This is a genomic window from Micromonospora sp. WMMD961 (assembly GCF_029626145.1).
GTDB lineage: Bacteria > Actinomycetota > Actinomycetes > Mycobacteriales > Micromonosporaceae > Micromonospora.
The window spans coordinates 3,601,543-3,619,801 of sequence record NZ_JARUBJ010000002.1 but is presented as its reverse complement, the minus strand read 5'-3'; the positions used below and the strand labels follow the sequence as shown (position 1 = coordinate 3,619,801).

The window sequence follows — 18,259 nt, the reverse complement described above, 5'->3', positions numbered from 1 at the left end:
GGCTGATCACGGCGGCGCTCAGGATCGGATGGCCTCGATGAGGAACCGCTCGGCGTGGGCCACGAACGGGCCGTCCTCGACGATGCGGCGATGCAGGTCGCGCAGCCGGTCACGGTAGCGGTCCACGGTGAAGCCGGGCACCGTCCAGATCACCTTGCGCAGGAACCAGACCACCGCCCCGATGTCGAAGAACTCCGCCCGCAGGGACGCCCGGCGCAGGTCGACCACCCGCAGCCCGGCCGCCTCGGCGGCGGCGACCGCGTGCTCGGGGTGCCGCGCGGTCGGCGGCGGCAGCGGACCGAGGATCGCCTCGCTCAGCTCCCGCATCGTGCCCGCGCCGATCTGCTGGGACAGGAACGTCCCGCCCGGTCGCAGCACCCGGGCCGTCTGCGCCCAGTCGGTACGCACCGGATGCCGACTGACCACCAGGTCGAAGGAGGCGTCGCGGAAGGGCAGCGGCCCGTCCGGGTCGACCGCCACCACCGTCGCACCCACCCGTCGCAGGGTCCGCCGGGCGACCTCCACGTTCGGCGGCCAACCCTCGGTGGCCGTCAGGAGCTTCGGTGGCCGTGGCACCTCGGCGAGCACCTCCCCACCGCCGGTGTCCACGTCCAGCGCGCAGGTGGCGCGCGCCATCCGATCGGCGACCAGGCGGGCGTACCCCCAGGGTGGGCGTTCCTCGGTGGCCCGGCCGGCCAGCCAGCCGAAGCCCCACCCGTCGACCGGGGCGGCAGCGGCCTCAGCGACCAGTTCCTCGGCGTCACGCTCGGCGTCCATGGCGGCCAGCCTCGCGGCCGGTCACACCGGCCGGCAACCCATTTGCCGCCGCACCGGTCGTCCTGTCGTGCCGGGACGGCCGCGGCGCGGCGCTCGCGCTGCGCGGGGCCCTGGGCAGTGGCAGCTCTCCGCCGAGGCTGAGCTGGTGCTTCCGCCGCGCGGGGCCCGACACGGTCGGGTCAGCGGCTGGGCCAGGGGCGAGGGATCTCGCCGGTGGAGCCGGCGAGCGCCTCCAGGCCGCCGGCCTCGGCCCGGCCGGCGTCGAACTGGCGCATCAGCCGGGCGCCCAGGTGCACGCCGACCCCGCCAACGGCCAGCGCGACCAGCTCGGTGACCAGGATCGCGGCTGACGCCCCTCGTTGCGGGGAGTGCGACCGGGCCAGGCAGGTGAGCAGGAACATGCCGGCCATCACCGCGTTCACCAGGTTGAAGGCGATCGCGGTACGGCGGGTGCGGTCCCCCGGTACGTCCCACAGGTCGACCATCCCCGCCACGGCGGTCAGCGCCGCGGCGACCAGCGCGGCGACGCCGGTCCAGTAGCCGACCTCACCCAGGATCGCCGGGCCGCCGACGACGTCGGTGAGGTCGAAGATGGTGGCGCTGACGAAGAGCCCCAGCGGGAACGTCACCAGCATCGGTTGGATCGGATGCCCCTGCACTCGCAACCGGCTCTGCATCGGTCCTCCCCGGGTCGGCGCAGCTCACTCGACCAGAGTGCTACCCGAGCACGTTCGGGGCGAAACGATTCCGCCCGACTCGCCGATGACCGGGCGAACGGACACCGAATGCCCTGATCAACTCGCGTTTCCAGAGACCGGGCCATCCCACCGCCGTGGATACCGAGCCTTCGAGGAACCCGAGTTGATCACCGGGCGCGGCGCAGGCCACCGTACGGACAGGGGGCGAGCGTGGTCAGGCGTCGCGAGGGCGGGACACCGTGTGGACCAGTCGTTCGGCCACCTCGCGCAGCGGGATGTCCAGCGACGCCGCGGCGGTACGCAGCACGTCGAGGGCCTCGGCCGGTGGACACCCGCGCTGCGTCATGATCACGCCGACGGCTTGGCCCACCACACCGTCGTGCAGCAGCGCGGCGTCCCGTTCGCCGGCGAGGGCGAGTTGCCGTTTACGGTCGCGAACGGCGGCCAGCAGCAGACCGGCGTGTTCGGCGAGCAGCATCGCGGTCAACTGGTGCTGCGGGGTGAGCAGGTCCGGGGCGGCGGCGTAGAGGTTGATCGCGCCGATCACCTGGTCGTCGATGTCCACCGGCGCGGAGATCACCCCGCGGACGCCGAGGTCACGGGCGCGCGCCGTCCAGACCGGCCAGCGGGTCTCGGCGGTCAGGTCGACGGCCAGGATCATCTCGCGGCGTTGGACGGCGCTCATCGCCGGCGAGTCCGGACCATGTCGCAGGTCGTCCAGACCGGCCAGCCGCTCGTCGGAGGCGGCCACACCGGCCGGTTCGCCAGCGCGCAGGGCGGTGAACCCACACCAGCGCACCCCGGCCACGGCGTCCCGGGTCACCCGGACCAGCGCCAGCAGCGCCTCGTCGAAATCGGTCAGCGCGATCAACCCTGCGGTCAGTTCCCGCAACAGCGCGGCGGTTTCCAGGACACCGAGGGTCTGCACCACCGGCTCCCGCGTGTCGAGGTTCACCGGTTCGCAGCCTCCGTGCCCGTCCGCGCCTGCCCGCCGAGCATCGTCACCTGTGTCATCGTCTGCTCTCTCCCGACTTGACCGACCAGCCCTACTACCCTGGCAAACCTAGGTCGAAACGACGTAAATCGGGGCCCCTTGCCACGCGAGTGCGCACGAAAAGGGACCCCGAAGACCTACGTCAGCGGGAGGCGCCGCTGAGTCGACGCCCGATCGAGGCGATCAGCCGGTCCAGCTCGGAGCCGAACGGGTTGTCGTGCACCAGGTACGTCCAGGTGGCGGTGGGCCGGACCAGAGTGCCGTCGTCGGCCTGCCAGTCCTCATCGAATTCGGTCTCGTTGAAGGTGGCGATGGTGCGCGACTCGATCTCCGGGATCAGGTCGTTGAACGCCGGCACGGCGGCCCGGTGGAACTCGTCCAGCGGGTCGAGCCGGCCCAGCGCGCGCAGGTGCACGCCCTCGCGGACCTCCGACAACTCGGCCAGGTGCTCCGCCCAGAGCCGGTCCAGGTGGTAGAGCGCGATCGAACGGGCTGCCCGGGCGAGCAGGTCCTCGTCCATCTCGCCGGCCTTCTCGGGCTCCTTCTCCAGCAGCATCACCGCGGCGACGTCGCTGGTCAGCAGCCGCTCGCGGCGGGCGGCGAGGGCCTTGCGCTGCTGCTCGATCACCACGCTGTAGCGCCAGGTGTTGCGGTGGATCTCGTGGTTGACACCCTCGGCGACCCGCTGGGCGTGCTCGACGGCGTAGTCCACCTGCTCGTCGGTCACCAGGCCGTCGGCGTTCATCCGCGGGGAGGCCGGCACCGCGTCCGCGGCGTGCCGGACGACCAGGTCGTCCTCCAGGCTCACGAAGAAGACCGATCCACCCGGGTCGCCCTGCCGGCCGGCCCGACCGCGCAGCTGGTCGTCGACCCGACGGCTGTCGTGCCGGCCGCTGCCGATCACGTACAGCCCGCCCAGCTCGGCGACCCGCTCCTGGTCGCTCTGGTCGCTGCCACCGAGCCGGATGTCGACACCCCGCCCGGCCATCTGGGTGGACACGGTCACCGCGCCGTACGCGCCGGCCTCGGCGATGATCGCCGCTTCCTCGTCGTCGTTCTTGGCGTTCAGCACGACACAGGGCACCCCGGCGGCGTTGAGACCGGCGGCCAGCCCCTCGGACTCCTTGACGTCCAGGGTGCCGACCAGCACCGGACGACCCTTGGCGTGCCAGCGCTGGATCTCGTCGATCAGCGCGTCGTCCTTCTCCGCCCGGGTGGCGTAGATGCGGTCCGGCTCGTCCTCGCGGATGCACGGGGTGTTCGGCGGGATCACCGCGACCTCGAGGTTGAAGAACTCCCGCAGCTGGTCGCCGACCAGCACCGCCGTGGCGGTCATCCCGCAGACCTTCGGGTAGAGCGCGATGTACGCCTGCATGGCGATGGTGCCCAGCACCTCGCCCTCGGCGGTGGCGTCCAGCCCCTCCTTGGCCTCGACAGCGGCCTGGAGGCCGTCCGGCCAGCGGCGGCGCTGGGCCACCCGGCCGCGCATCTCGTCGACCAGTTCGACCGAGCCGTCCCGGACGATGTAGTCCACGTCACGGTGCAGCAGGGCGTGCGCGTGCAGCGCGACGTTGACCGCGGAGAGCTGCTCGACGTGCTCCTCGTCGTACAGGTCGATGCCGAGCTTGGCCTCGATGGCGGCCAGGCCGGCGGAGGTGAACGCCACGCTCCGGCCGTCCTCGGCGACCGTGAAGTGCTTGCCCTTGCGCAGACCCCGGACCAGCGCGGCGGCGGCGTGCACCGGGTCCTGCTCGCCCGGCACCGCGCCGGCCAGGACCATCGGCACCCGCGCCTCGTCGATCATGATCGAGTCGGCCTCGTCGACGATCGCGGTGGTCAGCGGGGGTTGCACCCGGTCCTCCACGTCGGTGACCAGCTGGTCGCGCAGGTAGTCGAAACCCGCCTCGCTGACCGAGACGTAGGTGACGTCGCAGGCGTACGCGTCGCGCCGCTCCTGCGGGGAGGACGCCTCGTTGACCCAGCCCACGGTGAGGCCGAGCAGGGTGTAGACCGGCTCCATCCACTGGGCGTCGCGGCGGGCCAGGTAGTCGTTGATGGTGAGCACGTGCACCGGCCCGTTGCCGAGCCGTACGTGCCCGTACGCCGCGATCGTGGCGGTCAGTGTCTTGCCCTCACCGGTGGCCATCTCGGCGACCTTGCCGGAGAGCAGCGACATGGCGCCGAGCAGCTGCACGTCGTACGGCCGCTGGTCGAGGCCACGGCGGGCGGCCTCGCGGCCGATCGCGCAGATCTCCTCGTAACCGGCGGCGGCGCCCGCGGCCTCGGTCAGCTCGGCGTCGTCGAGCGCGGCGAGCTGATCCTCGCGCGCCTCGATCGCCGGCAGCAGCTTCTCCAGCGGAGCAAGATCCACGGTCGAGCCGGGGCGCTGGAGGAACCGCCGGAACTTGCTCTTGAACCGTTGCGACACACCCATGAGCGGCAACGGTACGCGATTCCGGCCGCCGTGCGCGGCCCGGTCGCCCGGCAAGTTCGCGGCGATGGGACGTCGGTCAGCCGACCAGCAGTTGGTGGCTGGCGAGTTCCCGGTAGAGCGGGTCGGTGTCGGCCAGTTCGGCGTGGGTGCCGACACCCACCACCCGGCCACCGTCGAGGACCACGATCTGGTCGGCGTCGACCACGGTGGCGAGCCGGTGCGCCACGATCAACAGCGTCCGCCGGACGGCCACCGCGTCGATGGCGCGGCGCAGGGCGGCCTCGTTGCGCGAGTCGAGGTTGCTGGTCGGCTCGTCGAGCAGCAGCACCGGCGGGCCGGCGAGCAGCGCGCGGGCGATGGCCAGGCGCTGCCGCTCACCTCCGGAGAGCAGCACGCCGCCCTCCCCCACCTGGACGTCCAGCCCTTGGGGGGTGCGTTGCGCCAGGTGCGCGAGGTTGACCTCGGCCAGGACCTCGCGCAACCGGTCGTCGGTGGCGTCCGGAGCGGTGATCAACAGGTTCTCGCGCAGCGTGCCGGCCAGCACGGGGGCCTCCTGCTCGACGTAGCCCAGCCGGGCCCGAAGCGCGTCGCGAGGCAGGTCGCGCACGTCAGCGCCGTCCAGTCGGATCGCGCCGGCACTCACCTCGTAGAAGCGCTCGACCAGGGCCAGCAGGGTGGACTTGCCGGCGCCGGAGGGGCCGACCAGCGCGGTACGGGTGCCGGCGGGCACCGTGAAGCTGACCTCGTGCAGCACCGACTCGCCGCCCGGATAGCCGAACCCCACCCCATCGAACTCGATCATGGGCGTCGGGCCGCGCGGGGCCGCCGTCGCGACCGGGGGCGCCGGCCGGTCCGCCGCGCCCTCGGCGGGCACGGCGAGGATCTCCTCGATCCGCTGCAGGGCACCCAGACCCGACTGCAACTGGGTGTACGCCCGCAGCACCTGGGCCAGCGGCAGCGCCAGGAGGAACAGGTACATGACGAAGGCGACCAGGTCGCCGACCGAGATCGCCCCGGCGGCGACCCGTGCCCCGCCGATGCCGAGCACCAGCAGGAACGCGCCCTGCACGGTGATCGAGCCGATCGGGCCGACCAGTGACTGCACCCGGGCCACCCGCAGTCCGGCCGCGTACGCCTCCCGCGCGCTTCCGGTGACGGTCTGCGCCTCCCGGGTCTCGGCGCGGCTGGCCCGGATGGTCCGGGCCGCCGAGATGGCCCGCTCCACCGCCGAGGTCATCTCGCCGATCCGCTCCTGGGCGGCGCGGGCCAGCGCCCGGACCCGGCGGGCGAAGGTGACGGCGAAGCCCAGCCCCAGCGCCACCCCGAGCAGGGTGATGCCGAACAGCAGCGGATCGAGCAGCACCATGGCGGTGCCGGCGCCGACCACTGTCACCGCTCCGGTGACCGTCTCGAAGAGTCCGGAGGTGACGACCGCGCGCAACAGTGTGGTGTCCGAACCGACCCGGGAGAGCAGGTCGCCAGTGCGTCGGCTGTCGTACTCGGCGATGGGCAGCCGCAGCAGGTGACTGGCGAGCCGTCGCCGGGTGCCCAGCACCACACCTTCGGCGGTGCGTTGCAGCAGGTAGTCGCGCAGCCCGCCGATCGCCGCGCCGAGCACCACGAGGGCAACCAGGACCGTCACCAGTCCGGATACCGGGTGGTCGGCGCCGATCCGGTCGAGCACCGACCGGGTGAGCAGCGGCTGTGCCAGCGAGGCCGCCGCGCCGACCAGCGACAGCACACCCACCACGACCAGGGTGCCGCGGTGCTCACGCAGGTACGGCAGCAGCGCGGCCAGGCCGACCGACCGGTCCTTCGGGGTGCTGACCGGCCGGTCCTTCGGGGTGCTCATGCCGGGAACGGTAGTCCGCCGCGTCACCCACCCGGGCGCGGTCCGGGCCGACCCGCTCCCGGCCGGCGCTGCGGGAGCCGGTCAGGCGGCCAGCACCACCTGGAGTTCCTGGCGCCGACGGTCGGCCAGGTCGGTGAGCAGGGTGGGCGCCTCGTCGAACGGCACCACCGCCGAGACGAGGTGTTTGCGGACCACGTCCCCGTACGTGCGGAGCAGGTCGACGGTCTCGGCGGAGAGCCGCTCCCGGTCCCAGGTGGGTGCGAGCCCCCGCGGCACCCGGCCGATCTGCGCGCAGCGCAGCGAGAGCCCGTTGTGGTGGAACTCCTCGCCGAGCCGGACCGCGTCCGCACCTTCCTGATAGAAGGCGAGGTCGATGACGGTGCCCTGGGGGCGCAGCAGCCGTAGGGCGAGCTGCAGCGCCCAGGCCTGTCCCCGGCACTGGAACACCACGTCGGCACCCCGGTCACCGGCGGTGTGCGCCCAGCGGGTCTTGAGCACGACGGCCGGGTCGTCCGCGTCCGGGTCGAGGGTTTCCAGGCCGAGCGCCTCGGCGGCGTGGCGGCGTTGCGGGGTGGGGTCGAGCACCACCACCGAGGCAGCGCCGTTGCGGCGGGCGAACAGCGCCGTCAGCAGCGCCACCACACCGGCGCCGACCACGGCGACGCGTCGGCCGCGTACCCCGTCGCCGAGCGCGCGGACGTCGGCGCCGTACAGGTCGGCGGCAGCGTGCAGCAGACCGTTGGCACAGATCGGGCCCATGTGCGCGACGTAGACGCCGAGTAGCGGGTCCAGGTCGTCGGGTAGCGGCACGAACCGCTCGGCGACCGGGTCAGCCAGCCAGCCGGTGCGGTGCCCGTAGGTCATCGCGCCGACGGTGCCCACCGCGACGGCCGGGGTCGCGGTCTCCACCACGCGGCCGACCTGCATGTAGCCGAGTCGGTTCACCGGGTAGGGGGTGCTCGCCGCGCCCGGCTGGAACAGGCCCAGGTCGGCGTTCCAGGTGACGTTCAGGTACGGGTTCGTGCCCTTGACGTAGCTCAGTTCGGTGCCGGCGGAGACCCCACTGAAGAGCGTCTCGACCCGGAACGTGCCGGGGCGCAGCGGCGCGGCGTCCTGCTCGACCAGCTCGACCCGGCCGGGACCGGTGACCACCACGACCTTGTCACGCATCGACGGTCACCCCGGTGGAGAGCACCGCCGGGGCGGTCGGGGTGGCGAGCCGTACGGTCGCGCCGGTGCGGGCCGAGTCGGCCACCGCGAGGGCCAGCCGTTGGGTCGCGAGGGCCTCGGCGTACGGGACGCGGACGTCGTCGCCGATTCCGCGTACGGCGTCGACGAAGGCGCGGTCGACCGCCACCCGGGCGGCCTCCGGGTCGGCGGGGATGTGTCGTTCGCCGTCGGCGTCACGGATCGACAGGCCGTCCTCGGTGAGGGCGAGGGCCAACCCGTCGGCGAGGATCTCCAGGCCGGCGCGGTGCTTCCAGCCGAGCACGCAGGCCGCGCTGAGGGTGCCGACCGCACCGTCGGCGAAGCGCAGCACCGCGGTGGTCACCGAGTCGATGTCGGCGCCGTCGACCGGCGGCGGAGTGCCGTTGCCGTACGCGGTGACCTCGGTGACCTCGCCGGCCAGCACGCGGACCAGGTCCAGCACGTGGGCGGCCTGCTCGACCACCGGGCCGCCGGAGCGGTCCCGCCGAGACCACCAGGCCACCGGCGGCACCTTGTCCAGCCAGGCGCCGCTGACCATCCGCACCGGACGGTCGGCGAGCAGCTCGCGGGCCTGGTCGAGCACGTTCAGGTAGCGCCAGTGGTGGCCGACGGCGGTCCGCAGCCCCCGGCGCGCGACCAGGTTGGCGATCCGCTCGGCGGTGCCCAGGTCGACGGCGACGGGCTTCTCCACGAACATCGGCACCCCCGCCTCGACGAGCGCCTCCTCGGCGGGGCCGTGTGCGAACGGCGGTACGCAGACGTACACCGCGTCCGGGCCGGTGGTCAGCAGCTCGGCGATGTCGACGCACGCCCGCGTGCCGTGCTGCGTGGCCAGCGCGGACGCCGCCTCGGGTGTGACGTCGGTGACCCCGACCAGCTCGACGTCCTCGAAGCCGGACAGCACTCGCGCGTGACGTTGTGCCACGCCGCCGGCTCCGACCAGACCTACCCGGCACTGACGCATGCGGCACCCCTTCGAAGACCTTTCATGTGCGATGGGAGCAGTCCCCCGGGGTGTGCGCAATCAAACGTTCATCCCCCGGGAACGCAGTGTCGTCACCTCTGTGATCAAGCTGTTGCCGACAGAGCGGTTAACGCGTGGCAGGGAATGGGAACAACCAATTTCGGTTTTCCACGCACGAACGGAGGGGGTGCCCGTGCGGGATGCGACATCGAGCGTGTCACCTGTGGTGGAGGCATGGGCCACGTACCGGACGACGACGGCGGCCGACTGGCCGGCACGTCGGCTGATGCGTGCCAAGGGCGAGACCCGGGTCAGCGTGGTGCTGCCGGCGCGTAACGAGGAGGCCACCGTCGGCGCGATCGTGTCGACCATCCGGGAGCACCTGATGGATCGGGTCGCCCTGGTCGACGAGTTGATCGTGGTGGATTCACGCTCGACCGACCGTACGGCGCAGGTGGCCCGTGCCGCCGGCGCGGAGGTGGTCAGCCAGGACGCCATGACCCGGGGGCTGCCCCGGCTCACCGGTAAGGGCGACGCTCTCTGGGCCGGTCTGGCCGCCGCCGAGGGGGACGTGGTGGCGTTCATCGACGCCGATCTGCGGGAGTTCCGGCCGCACTTCGTGAGCGGCCTGCTCGGCCCGCTGCTGACCGACCCCTCCGTGGACTTCGTGAAGGGTTTCTACCACCGGCCACTGGTGGGCACCGCCAGCGTGGAGCAGGACGGCGGGGGCCGGGTGACCGAGTTGATGGCCCGACCGCTGCTCAACCTCTTCTGGCCCGAGCTGGCCGGCTTCGTGCAGCCCCTCGCCGGCGAGTACGCCGGCCGCCGGGACGTGCTGGCCCGGGTGCCGTTCGTCTCCGGGTACGGGGTGGAGACGGCCATGATGATCGACCTGCTCGACCTGGTCGGCCTCGACGCGATGGCGCAGGTCGACCTCGGCGAGCGCAAGCACCGGCACCAGGACACGGCGGCGTTGGGCCGGATGTCCGCGCAGATCATGTTGACCGCCTGGTCCCGATTGCAGCGGCGCGGCTGGGCGACCCCCGGCCTGGCACCGGAGGCGTTACTGACCCAGTTCCGGCGCGGCGGCTCGGACACCCTGCCGAACCTGGACCGCGAGATCGTGGTCACCGACGTGTCCATCGAGGAACGCCCGCCGCTGGCCGAGTTGCGCCACCGCATGCCGCGCCGCCGGGTGGCCGCCGCGTGAGCACGAGCGGTCAGCCGATCCCGCGACCCCCGCGGTCGGGGATCGAAGTACCAGCGCACGGCCGGAAGGGACGAGCCGGATGAGCCTCACCGTGCTGATGAACGCCGGGCCGTGGCTGTCCGTGCCACCGCCCGGCTACGGCGGCATCGAGAACGTGATCGCCACGCTCGTGCCGGAGCTGCGACGACTGGGCGTACGGGTGGTCCTCGCCTCGGTGGGCAGCAGCACCCTGCCGGTGGACGAGCGGGTGTCGGTCTACGCCGACGGGCAGTTCGCCTCGCTGCAGCGGCCGTACAACCAGGTCTGCGGTGTCGCCCAGGCGCACCTGGCCGGGGTGGTCCGCGAGCTGCACTCCCGCGACGACATCGACCTGGTGCACGACCACGTGGAGGCGGTCGGCCTGGCCACGCTCGCCGCGATGGGGCCGAGCGGACCGCCGACCCTGCACACCCTGCACTGGGACCTGGCCAAGCATCCGGCGCTGTACGGCAGCCTGGACGGTGGCGACCGGGTCCGGGTCAACGGGGTCTCCGCGTCGCAGCTGGCCCGGGCCCCGCTGGCGCTGCGGGAGCACTCGGTGGGGCACGTGCACCTGTCCACGCCGCTCGCCGTCGACGCCGACCGCCGGCCCCGACCGGAGAAGGGCGAGCACCTGCTCATCCTGGGCCGCATCAACCCGGGCAAGGGGCAGGACGTGGGTGCCCGACTGGCCCACCGGGTCGGGTTCCCGCTGGTCCTGGCCGGTCCCGTGGGCCCGTACCACCGGCCGGCCGACCTGGCTGCGGCCGGCGACGAGGCCCGACAGAACCCGGACGTGCGGTTCTTCCTCGACGAGGTGGCGCCGCACGTCGACGGTGACCTGGTCCGCTGGGTCGGCACGGTGGCCGGTCAGGAGCGGGACGACCTGCTCGCCAGCGCCCGCGCGTCGCTGTTCCCGCTGCGCTGGGAGGAGCCCGGCGGCACGGCGGTGGTCGAGTCGCTCGCCCTGGGTACGCCGGTGGTGGCGACCTCCCGGGGTTGCCTGCCGGAGCTGATCGAGCACGGCCGGACCGGGCTGCTCACCGCCGAGGAGGAGGAGTTGGCCGATCTCGTGCTCGCCGTCGACCTGCTCGACCCGGACGAGTGTCGGCGGGTGGCCGCGCAGCGGTTCACCCCGGCGGTGATGGCCCGACGTTACGTGGAGCTGTACGAGCGGGTCCGTCACCTGTCCAGCGCGTCCAGGCTGCTGCCGGCCTGACCGTCGGCGGCGTTTGTCGGCGACCGCGGTGGGTAGGCGGCAGCGCTCGTACCCGCCGCGCAGCGAGGAGCCGGGGAATGGTCGGACCGATGGCCCACGCCCGGGCCCGACCCAACCCGGCCGACGGCAAGGCGCCGGTCCGGCGCGCGGCGGCAACGGTGGGCGTGCTGTTCCTGTTGATCGGCGTGCTCGGCTTCGTTCCCGGCATCACCAGCGGGATGCACGACCTGCGCTTCGCCGGCCACGGCTCGGGCGCGTACCTGTTCGGTGTCTTCCAGGTGTCCGTGCTGCACAACCTGGTGCACCTGGCGTCCGGGGTGGCGGGTCTGGTGCTGGCACGGACGGTCGTCGGGGCACGGACGTTCCTGATCGGCGGCGGTGCCGTCTACCTGGTGCTCTGGCTCTACGGTCTGGCGGTGGACCGCGACACCGGGGCGAACGTTCTGCCGGTCAACGACGCGGACGGCTGGCTACACCTGGGCCTCGGCGTCGGCATGATCGCGTTGGGCGTCCTGACCGGGCGACCTCGGCCGTGACCTGCACCGATGCGGCCGGTGAGCCTCCTCGCTCCGCCGTTGGTCCGGTTTGACGCCGGGCGGCCCCGGGTAGTGGGGAGCTCCCGACCCAGCAGCGAATCGAGGATACCGATGTCGAGCCGGATCACCTGCGAGGTGCGCTGCACGGCACCGGTGGCGGTCGTCCGACTCGCCGGTGCACTGCATCTGGGCACCATGCGCTCGGTGCACCAGGCACTCGACGACGCCCTGGTCGGCCAACCGGAGGCGTTGGTGATCGATATGGCCGAGGTGAGCGTCGAGGACAGGCTCGCGCTGTCCGTCTTCGCGGCGACCGCCCGTCGCGCCGAGGAGTGGCCGGCGGTGCCGGTGGTGCTCTGCAGCCCGTCGCCGGTCGCCGCGCGCTGGCTGTCCGAGTCGACCACCTGCCGGGTGGTCCCGGTCACTGCGGACTGCGCGGAGGCCACCCGGATGGCGGGTGCCACGCTGCGGATGCGGACCCGGCTGGAGCCGGTGGCCGAGGCGTGCCGGCGGGCCCGGGAACTGGTGACCGACGCGTGCGCACGGTGGAACCTGCCCAACGCGTCCGGCCCGGCCGCGTTGGTGCTCAGCGAACTGGTCGGCAACGTGGTGCGGCACGCGGGCACCCCGATGCAGGTGACGGTGACCCTGCGCCGACCGTATCTGCACCTGGCGGTGGTGGACGGCAGCAGTGCCCAGGCCCAGCCGGGTGGGACGGACCTGCACGCCGAGGGTGGCCGGGGGTTGATGCTGGTCCGGGAGCTGGCCCAGCGGTGGGGCAGCGTGCCGGCCGGTCAGGGCAAGGCCGTCTGGGCGATGTTGCCGGCGACCTGAGCGGTCGGGGTGTGCGCGCCGGTACTGGCGATCTGACCGAAATTACCGCTCTGGGCTGGTTACATGGGGAGAGGGTCGGGTAGGCACGCTCGTCCTTTCTGCCGTCACGACGGGGTGAACAGCCATGCCCAAGCGGGTAACCACGGAACCCGGTCGCGATCGGGGCCCGGCGATCCTGGCACCGGCCCGGTTCGGGGGCTTCCCGGGAGCGGTCCGGACACCGGTCCCCGGCAACTCGTTGATCAAGTTCCTGGCCACCACAGATCACAAACAGATCGGCCTGCTGTACCTGCTGACCTCCTTCGGCTTCTTCATTCTGGCCGGCCTGGAGGCGATGGTGATGCGCGCCGAACTGGCCCGCCCGGGGATGCAGTTTCTGGCCCCTGAGCAGTACAACCAGCTCTTCACCTCACACGGCGCGGTGATGCTGCTGCTGTTCGCCACGCCGGCGGCGTTCGGGTTCGCCAACTACATCGTGCCGATCCAGATCGGCGCGCCGGACGTGTCGTTCCCCCGCCTCAACGCGCTGGCCTACTGGCTGTACCTGTTCGGCGGGCTGATGGTGGTCGGCGGCTTCCTCACCCCACAGGGGTCGGCGGACTTCGGCTGGACGGCGTACACCCCCCTGAGCAGCGTCGAGAACTCCCCCGGCGTGGGCGCGAACATGTGGGTGCTCGGTCTGGTCGTCTCCGGGCTCGGCACCATCCTCGGCGCGGTCAACCTGATCACCACGATCCTGACCCTGCGCGCCCCCGGCATGACCATGTTCCGGATGCCGATCTTCACCTGGAACATGCTGTTCACCAGCGTCCTGGTGATCCTGGTGTTCCCGCTGCTGGCCGCCGCGCTGCTGGCGTTGTCGGCCGACCGGCTGCTCAACGCGCACGTCTACGACGCCGCGACCGGTGGGCCGATGCTCTGGCAGCACCTGTTCTGGTTCTTCGGCCACCCCGAGGTGTACATCATCGCGTTGCCGTTCTTCGGCATCATCACCGAGATCATCCCGGTCTTCTCCCGCAAGCCGCTCTTCGGCTACACCGGTATCGTGCTGGCCACCGTCGCGATCACCGTGCTGTCCATGACGGTCTGGGCGCACCACATGTTCGCCACCGGTCAGGTGCTGCTGCCGTTCTTCAGCATCCTCAGCTACCTGATCGCGGTTCCCACCGGTGTGAAGTTCTTCAACTGGATCGGCACCATGTGGAAGGGCCAGCTCACCTTCGAGACGCCGATGCTGTTCGCCATCGGCTTCCTGGTCACCTTCCTGCTCGGCGGTCTCACCGGGGTGCTGCTGGCCAGCCCGCCGGTCGACTGGCACACCCACGACAGTTACTTCGTCGTGGCGCACTTCCACTACGTGGTGTTCGGCACCGTGGTCTTCGCCCTCTTCGGCGGCTACTACTTCTGGTGGCCGAAGATGACCGGGCGACTGCTGGACGAGCGGCTCGGCAAGGCGCACTTCTGGACGATGTTCATCGGCTTCCACGGCACCTTCCTGGTGCACCACTGGCTGGGCAGCGAGGGCATGCCGCGCCGCTACGCCGACTACCTGCCCAGCGACGGCTTCACCACACTGAACACGATCTCCACGATCTTCTCGTTCGTCCTCGGCGCGTCCACCCTGTTCTTCATCTACAACGCCTGGAAGTCGTGGCGCTACGGGGCGATGGTGACGGTGGACGACCCGTGGGGCTTCGGCAACTCCCTCGAATGGGCCACCAGTTGCCCCCCGCCGCTGCGCAACTTCGACCGGATGCCCCGGATCCGGTCCGAGCGCCCCGCGTTCGACCTGAAGTACGGCCCACTCGTCGCCGACCTGGGCCGGGACCTGCCGCAGCGCACCACGAAGCCGCCGCAGCAGTTCGCCGACGAACTGCGGATGGAACACCACGCCCCGGAATCGCCGGCCGCAGAGGGCGCGCACGGCGCCCGGGACGCGGTCGACTACCAGCCCACGCCGCGCTCAGGTGCCCGTCCGGTGGACGTGCCGGAGCCCGAGGGCGTCCGCCGGCCGAGCTTCGAGCAGAGCGATTCACCGAAGGACGCCGAGGACGCGCCGAAGCCGCACGAACGCTGGCGGCACCCGCACAGCGACGGCAACCCGGAAGAACGCTGACCGGCGTACGCCGAGAGGGCCGACACCCGCTGGGTGCCGGCCCTCGTCGTTCGTCCCGATCAGCGCGCTGCCGTCGCGGACCAGCGGCTCGGTCGCGGGCGGAGCCCCGCCGGGCGGCTCGGTCGCGGGCGGAGCCCTGCCGGGCGGCTCGGTCGCGGGCGGAGCCCTGCCCGGCGGCTCACGGCCCGGCGGCTCGGCCCCGAGCGGGTGGTTCAGTCCCGGGCCGGGGCCAGTCCGGCGGCGGTGAGCGAACGGCGTACCGCGGGCTGAACCCGGGTCAGGCGCAGCGGCACGCCGGTCCGCTCCGCCGCGTCCCGCCCGGCCATCAGGGCGGCTATCCCGCCGGCATCGAACCCGCCCGCGCCGACCAGGTCGACGACCACCTCGCTGGGCTGGCCGGTGACCGCCTCCAGCATGGCCCGGCGCAGTTGGTCCGCGCCGTCGCGGTCGATCTCGCCGCCGACCTCGACCACCACCCGGTCGCCGTTCTGCTTGACCGAGATCCGGGTCTTGCCCGGATCGGGCTCGGCGGCGCCGTTCTGCCACGGCGGTGGTGCGTCGGCGAGCATCGCCTGACGCAGCCAGGTGAGCGCTCGCGACAGCAGCCGGGAGACGTGCATCTGCGAGATGCCGAACCGGGCGGCGATCTCCGCCTGGGTCTGGTTGCCGTAGAAGCGCATGGCCAGGATGCGCCGCTCACGCCAGGGCAGCCGGTGCAGCAGGCCGCTCACCGTGACCCGGTCGTCGACCGACTCCAGCGCGTTGTCCGATTCGCCGACCAGGTCACCGAACTCCGCGGAGCTCTCCCCGCCGACCGGGGCGTTGAGGGAGGCCGGGCTGTAGCCGGCCGCCGACTCCAGCGCGGCGAGGATCTCCTCCTCCGGGGTCTCCAGTCGGGCCGACAGCTCGGCCACCGACGGGGCCCGGGACAGCTCACTGGTCAGCGCGGCGGTGGCCTGTCCCACTTCGAGGATCAGGTCGCGCAGCCGGCGGGGTACGTGGACGCCCCAGGTGCGGTCGCGGAAGTGCCGTTTGATCTCGCCCACGATGGTGATCGCGGCGTACGCGGTGAAGGACCCCCGTTCCGGGTCATACCGGTCGACAGCGTTGACCAGTCCCAGTCGGGCCACCTGCTCCAGGTCCTCCAGGGGCTCCCCACGGCCCCGGTACCGGCGGGCCAGCCGCCCGGCGAAGGGAAGCGCGAAGCGCACGAGGTCGTCGCGGGCCTCCCCGTGTCGCTCCGGCGGCAGCCCTTCGATCCGGGCCGCGTACGCCAGTGCCGCCGCGTCGAGGTCCTCCAGACCTCGATCGGTGGGTGGTGGTGTGGTCGTGGTCGTGCTCGTCTGTCCGAACATCCGCGCCTCCCTCAGGAAGGTCCCCCGCCCGGATCGGGAAACCGGTCGTGCGCGTGGTCGAGCCACGCACCGGGCCGGAAAAGTGGGTCAGTGACTGGGATGCCAGCGGGCGACACCGCGTCCACGCAGCGCAATCAGGCCGTCGCAGCCAGCGATGTTCCCGCTCCGTAGGTACTCAATCACGGGACCCCGGGTTCGCGAGGATGTTTCGGCGTGCTCCGTCTCAGGAGACCAACAACCCCTGGTGGCCGCCGCTGTCCCGGAGCACGGCGAGTGCCTCGGCGGCCCCGAGCGGGGGCGGCACGGGCAGGTCGTACGGCTGGGCTCGTAGGACCTCGGTGGCCCGGCGGGTCGGCACGGACGTCACCGGGTAACCGCGTGCGGTGCCCCGGTCCAACGCCCGACGCCGCCGCCCGAACCCGGCCACGGCCAGCCACTGCGGCAGCCCGGCCAGGGCGGGCGAGCGCATCCCGGGCGGCTCGGGCAACACGTCCACCGAGCTGAACGCCTCGCTGCCGGCCAGCCACCACTCGGCCTCGTCGACGCTGCGCCGGGTGGCGTTCTCGCACCAGTACGGCACCAGCCCCGCCCGCACCACCTGCCACGGATCGAGCAGGCGTCCGCACTCCACCACCAGCCGGTCACCGGTCTTGCCGGCGGCGCGCAGCCACCGTCGGTAGAGGTCGGCGACGCCCGCGCTCAGTGCCGCCGGTCGGGGTACCAGCACCCGGTGCATCGGGTGCTGGTGGCGCGCGGACCAGTCCCGCGCGGCCAGCTCGAAGCCCGGGTCGACGCCGTGCTCGGCGTTACCCGACGGTACGGACACCTCCGGCGGCGCCCACCGGGTCGCGTCGCCGCCGACGGAGCGTAGAACCTGCCGCAGCGCGTGGCTGTCCGGGTGGAAGTCCACCGGGTCCAGCCCGCTGGCCGGGCAGCCGACCTGGAAGCTGTGCCCGGCAGTGTGTTCCAGGACCGGCCAGGTGCGCGCGTCGCGGACCAGCACCACGGGGGCACCGGGGAGCAGCCGGTCGGCCAGGAACCGCGCGTACGCGGCCGGCAGCGCCCTCCACGCGGCGGCCAGCGCCACGGTCGCCCCGGTCAGCGGGCCACGGCTGGCCGGGCAGTGCACCTGGCGCAGGTGCAGGTCGGCGTTGCCGGCGAGCAGCCGGGTGGCGAGCGCCGCCCCGTGCTCCAGGGCGTCCGCCGGGCGGTCCACCGCTCCGTCGGACCAGTGCACGCTCATCTCGAAGCTGGCCGGCAGCCACGGCACGCCGAGAGCTACCGCCAGGTGTGCCAGGCCGCCGTGCGGAGACCCGATCAGCACGCCGGGGTAGCGCTGTCGGGGGTACTGGTCGACGAACCATCGGGCGATCCGAGCGGCGTCCACCTCGTCGACCTGCTCGACGGTGAGGGCGACCCGTCCGGCGGCCCGGGTGACCGCGGCACGGCGTACCGGTTCCGGGGCACCGGGGAAGCGTGATGTGGGTCCGGTCTGCCCGAGGTCGGCGCAGTCCGCTCCGCGCAGCGCCCGGGCGGTGGCGGCGACCAGCACCCGGGCAGCGCTGCCCGCGGCCACGACCCGGTCGCCGGCCAGACCGGCGCCATCGGCCGTGAGCCCCTTGTGCACCTTGTGCACCGGCCCCACCTTGCCTCGTTCGCTCACCACGCGGCCCGGCTTCCCGTCCCGATGGGGTTCAAACGGGGCATCACCCACCCGTCGGCACATTCCGCTGGTCAGCGGGGTGCGTCGCTCATCAATGGCGTTCGGTCGCTCGGGTTTCGGTGGGGTCAGGACGGGCACTTCCGGGGCCATGCGCACCGACGACACCAGCGAGCCAGCCGCCGCGACGATCACCCCGTACGAGGACGGACCGCTGCTGGTCCGGGGTGACTTCGCGTTGGTCACGCCGGACGGCGAGCGGATCGACGCGCGCCGGGGCACGGTGGCGCTGTGCCGGTGCGGCAAGTCGGCGCTCAAGCCGTTCTGCGACGGCACCCACAAGGCGATCCGATTCCGGGCCGGCACCGACCGCGAGGGCTGAG

Annotated in this window: 15 protein-coding genes; 6 read left to right on the top strand and 9 right to left on the bottom strand. The window is 72.6% G+C overall.

The features are described from left to right. Positions 1-18 precede the first annotated feature (18 nt). The 7 genes from O7614_RS16380 to O7614_RS16350 form a co-directional block, all read right to left on the bottom strand. A complete protein-coding gene (locus O7614_RS16380; RefSeq protein ID WP_278139327.1) occupies positions 19-777 on the bottom strand; it encodes a class I SAM-dependent methyltransferase in 759 nt (252 codons plus the stop codon). 179 nt (positions 778-956) lie between these two features. After that, positions 957-1,454: a DUF2231 domain-containing protein gene (locus tag O7614_RS16375; protein ID WP_278139326.1), complete on the bottom strand. Its 498-nt coding sequence runs from the start codon at positions 1,452-1,454 to the stop codon at positions 957-959. 235 nt (positions 1,455-1,689) lie between these two features. After that, a complete protein-coding gene (locus tag O7614_RS16370; protein WP_278139325.1) occupies positions 1,690-2,430 on the bottom strand; it encodes a GAF and ANTAR domain-containing protein in 741 nt (246 codons plus the stop codon). A gap of 181 nt (positions 2,431-2,611) precedes the next feature. Further along, on the bottom strand, positions 2,612-4,903 hold the full coding sequence (gene secA2 / locus O7614_RS16365) for an accessory Sec system translocase SecA2 (RefSeq protein WP_278139324.1): 2,292 nt from the start codon (positions 4,901-4,903) through the stop codon (positions 2,612-2,614). Between the two features lie 76 nt (positions 4,904-4,979). Continuing rightward, the gene (locus O7614_RS16360; RefSeq protein ID WP_278139323.1) at positions 4,980-6,755 is read right to left on the bottom strand and encodes an ABC transporter ATP-binding protein; all 1,776 of its coding nucleotides are present in this window, start codon (positions 6,753-6,755) and stop codon (positions 4,980-4,982) included. 81 nt (positions 6,756-6,836) lie between these two features. Further along, complete coding sequence (locus tag O7614_RS16355) at positions 6,837-7,925, bottom strand: zinc-binding dehydrogenase (RefSeq protein WP_278139322.1); 1,089 nt, start codon at positions 7,923-7,925, stop codon at positions 6,837-6,839. Beyond that, complete coding sequence (locus tag O7614_RS16350; protein ID WP_278139321.1) at positions 7,918-8,928, bottom strand: Gfo/Idh/MocA family oxidoreductase; 1,011 nt, start codon at positions 8,926-8,928, stop codon at positions 7,918-7,920. The genes O7614_RS16355 and O7614_RS16350 overlap by 8 nt, the downstream gene beginning before the upstream one ends. A 226-nt stretch (positions 8,929-9,154) precedes the next feature. Here O7614_RS16350 and O7614_RS16345 point away from each other — a divergent pair, with 226 nt between their 5' ends. The 5 genes from O7614_RS16345 (at position 9,155) to ctaD (ending at position 14,861) form a co-directional block, all read left to right on the top strand. After that, positions 9,155-10,138 carry a glucosyl-3-phosphoglycerate synthase gene (locus O7614_RS16345; RefSeq protein ID WP_278142279.1) on the top strand — a complete coding sequence of 328 codons (984 nt, stop codon included), beginning with the start codon at positions 9,155-9,157 and terminating at the stop codon, positions 10,136-10,138. A gap of 79 nt (positions 10,139-10,217) precedes the next feature. Next, the gene (locus O7614_RS16340; protein ID WP_278139320.1) at positions 10,218-11,375 is read left to right on the top strand and encodes a glycosyltransferase; all 1,158 of its coding nucleotides are present in this window, start codon (positions 10,218-10,220) and stop codon (positions 11,373-11,375) included. A 77-nt stretch (positions 11,376-11,452) separates the two neighbouring features. Further along, positions 11,453-11,911 (top strand): DUF4383 domain-containing protein, encoded by a 459-nt coding sequence (locus O7614_RS16335; protein WP_347404354.1) that lies wholly within the window; start codon positions 11,453-11,455, stop codon positions 11,909-11,911. 111 nt (positions 11,912-12,022) lie between these two features. Further along, on the top strand, positions 12,023-12,745 hold the full coding sequence (locus tag O7614_RS16330; RefSeq protein ID WP_278139319.1) for an ATP-binding protein: 723 nt from the start codon (positions 12,023-12,025) through the stop codon (positions 12,743-12,745). Positions 12,746-12,869: 124 nt separating this feature from the next. Then, on the top strand, positions 12,870-14,861 hold the full coding sequence (gene ctaD / locus O7614_RS16325; protein ID WP_278139318.1) for a cytochrome c oxidase subunit I: 1,992 nt from the start codon (positions 12,870-12,872) through the stop codon (positions 14,859-14,861). A gap of 212 nt (positions 14,862-15,073) precedes the next feature. Here ctaD and O7614_RS16320 read toward each other — a convergent pair whose 3' ends face one another. Both O7614_RS16320 and O7614_RS16315 read right to left on the bottom strand, forming a co-directional pair. Beyond that, positions 15,074-16,216 (bottom strand): SigB/SigF/SigG family RNA polymerase sigma factor, encoded by a 1,143-nt coding sequence (locus tag O7614_RS16320; protein ID WP_278139317.1) that lies wholly within the window; start codon positions 16,214-16,216, stop codon positions 15,074-15,076. 223 nt (positions 16,217-16,439) lie between these two features. Next, the gene (locus O7614_RS16315) at positions 16,440-17,882 is read right to left on the bottom strand and encodes a hypothetical protein (RefSeq protein WP_278139316.1); all 1,443 of its coding nucleotides are present in this window, start codon (positions 17,880-17,882) and stop codon (positions 16,440-16,442) included. 145 nt (positions 17,883-18,027) lie between these two features. Between O7614_RS16315 and O7614_RS16310 the strand changes: the two genes are divergently transcribed. Then, the gene (locus O7614_RS16310) at positions 18,028-18,258 is read left to right on the top strand and encodes a CDGSH iron-sulfur domain-containing protein (RefSeq protein WP_278139315.1); all 231 of its coding nucleotides are present in this window, start codon (positions 18,028-18,030) and stop codon (positions 18,256-18,258) included. Position 18,259 lies beyond the last annotated feature (1 nt).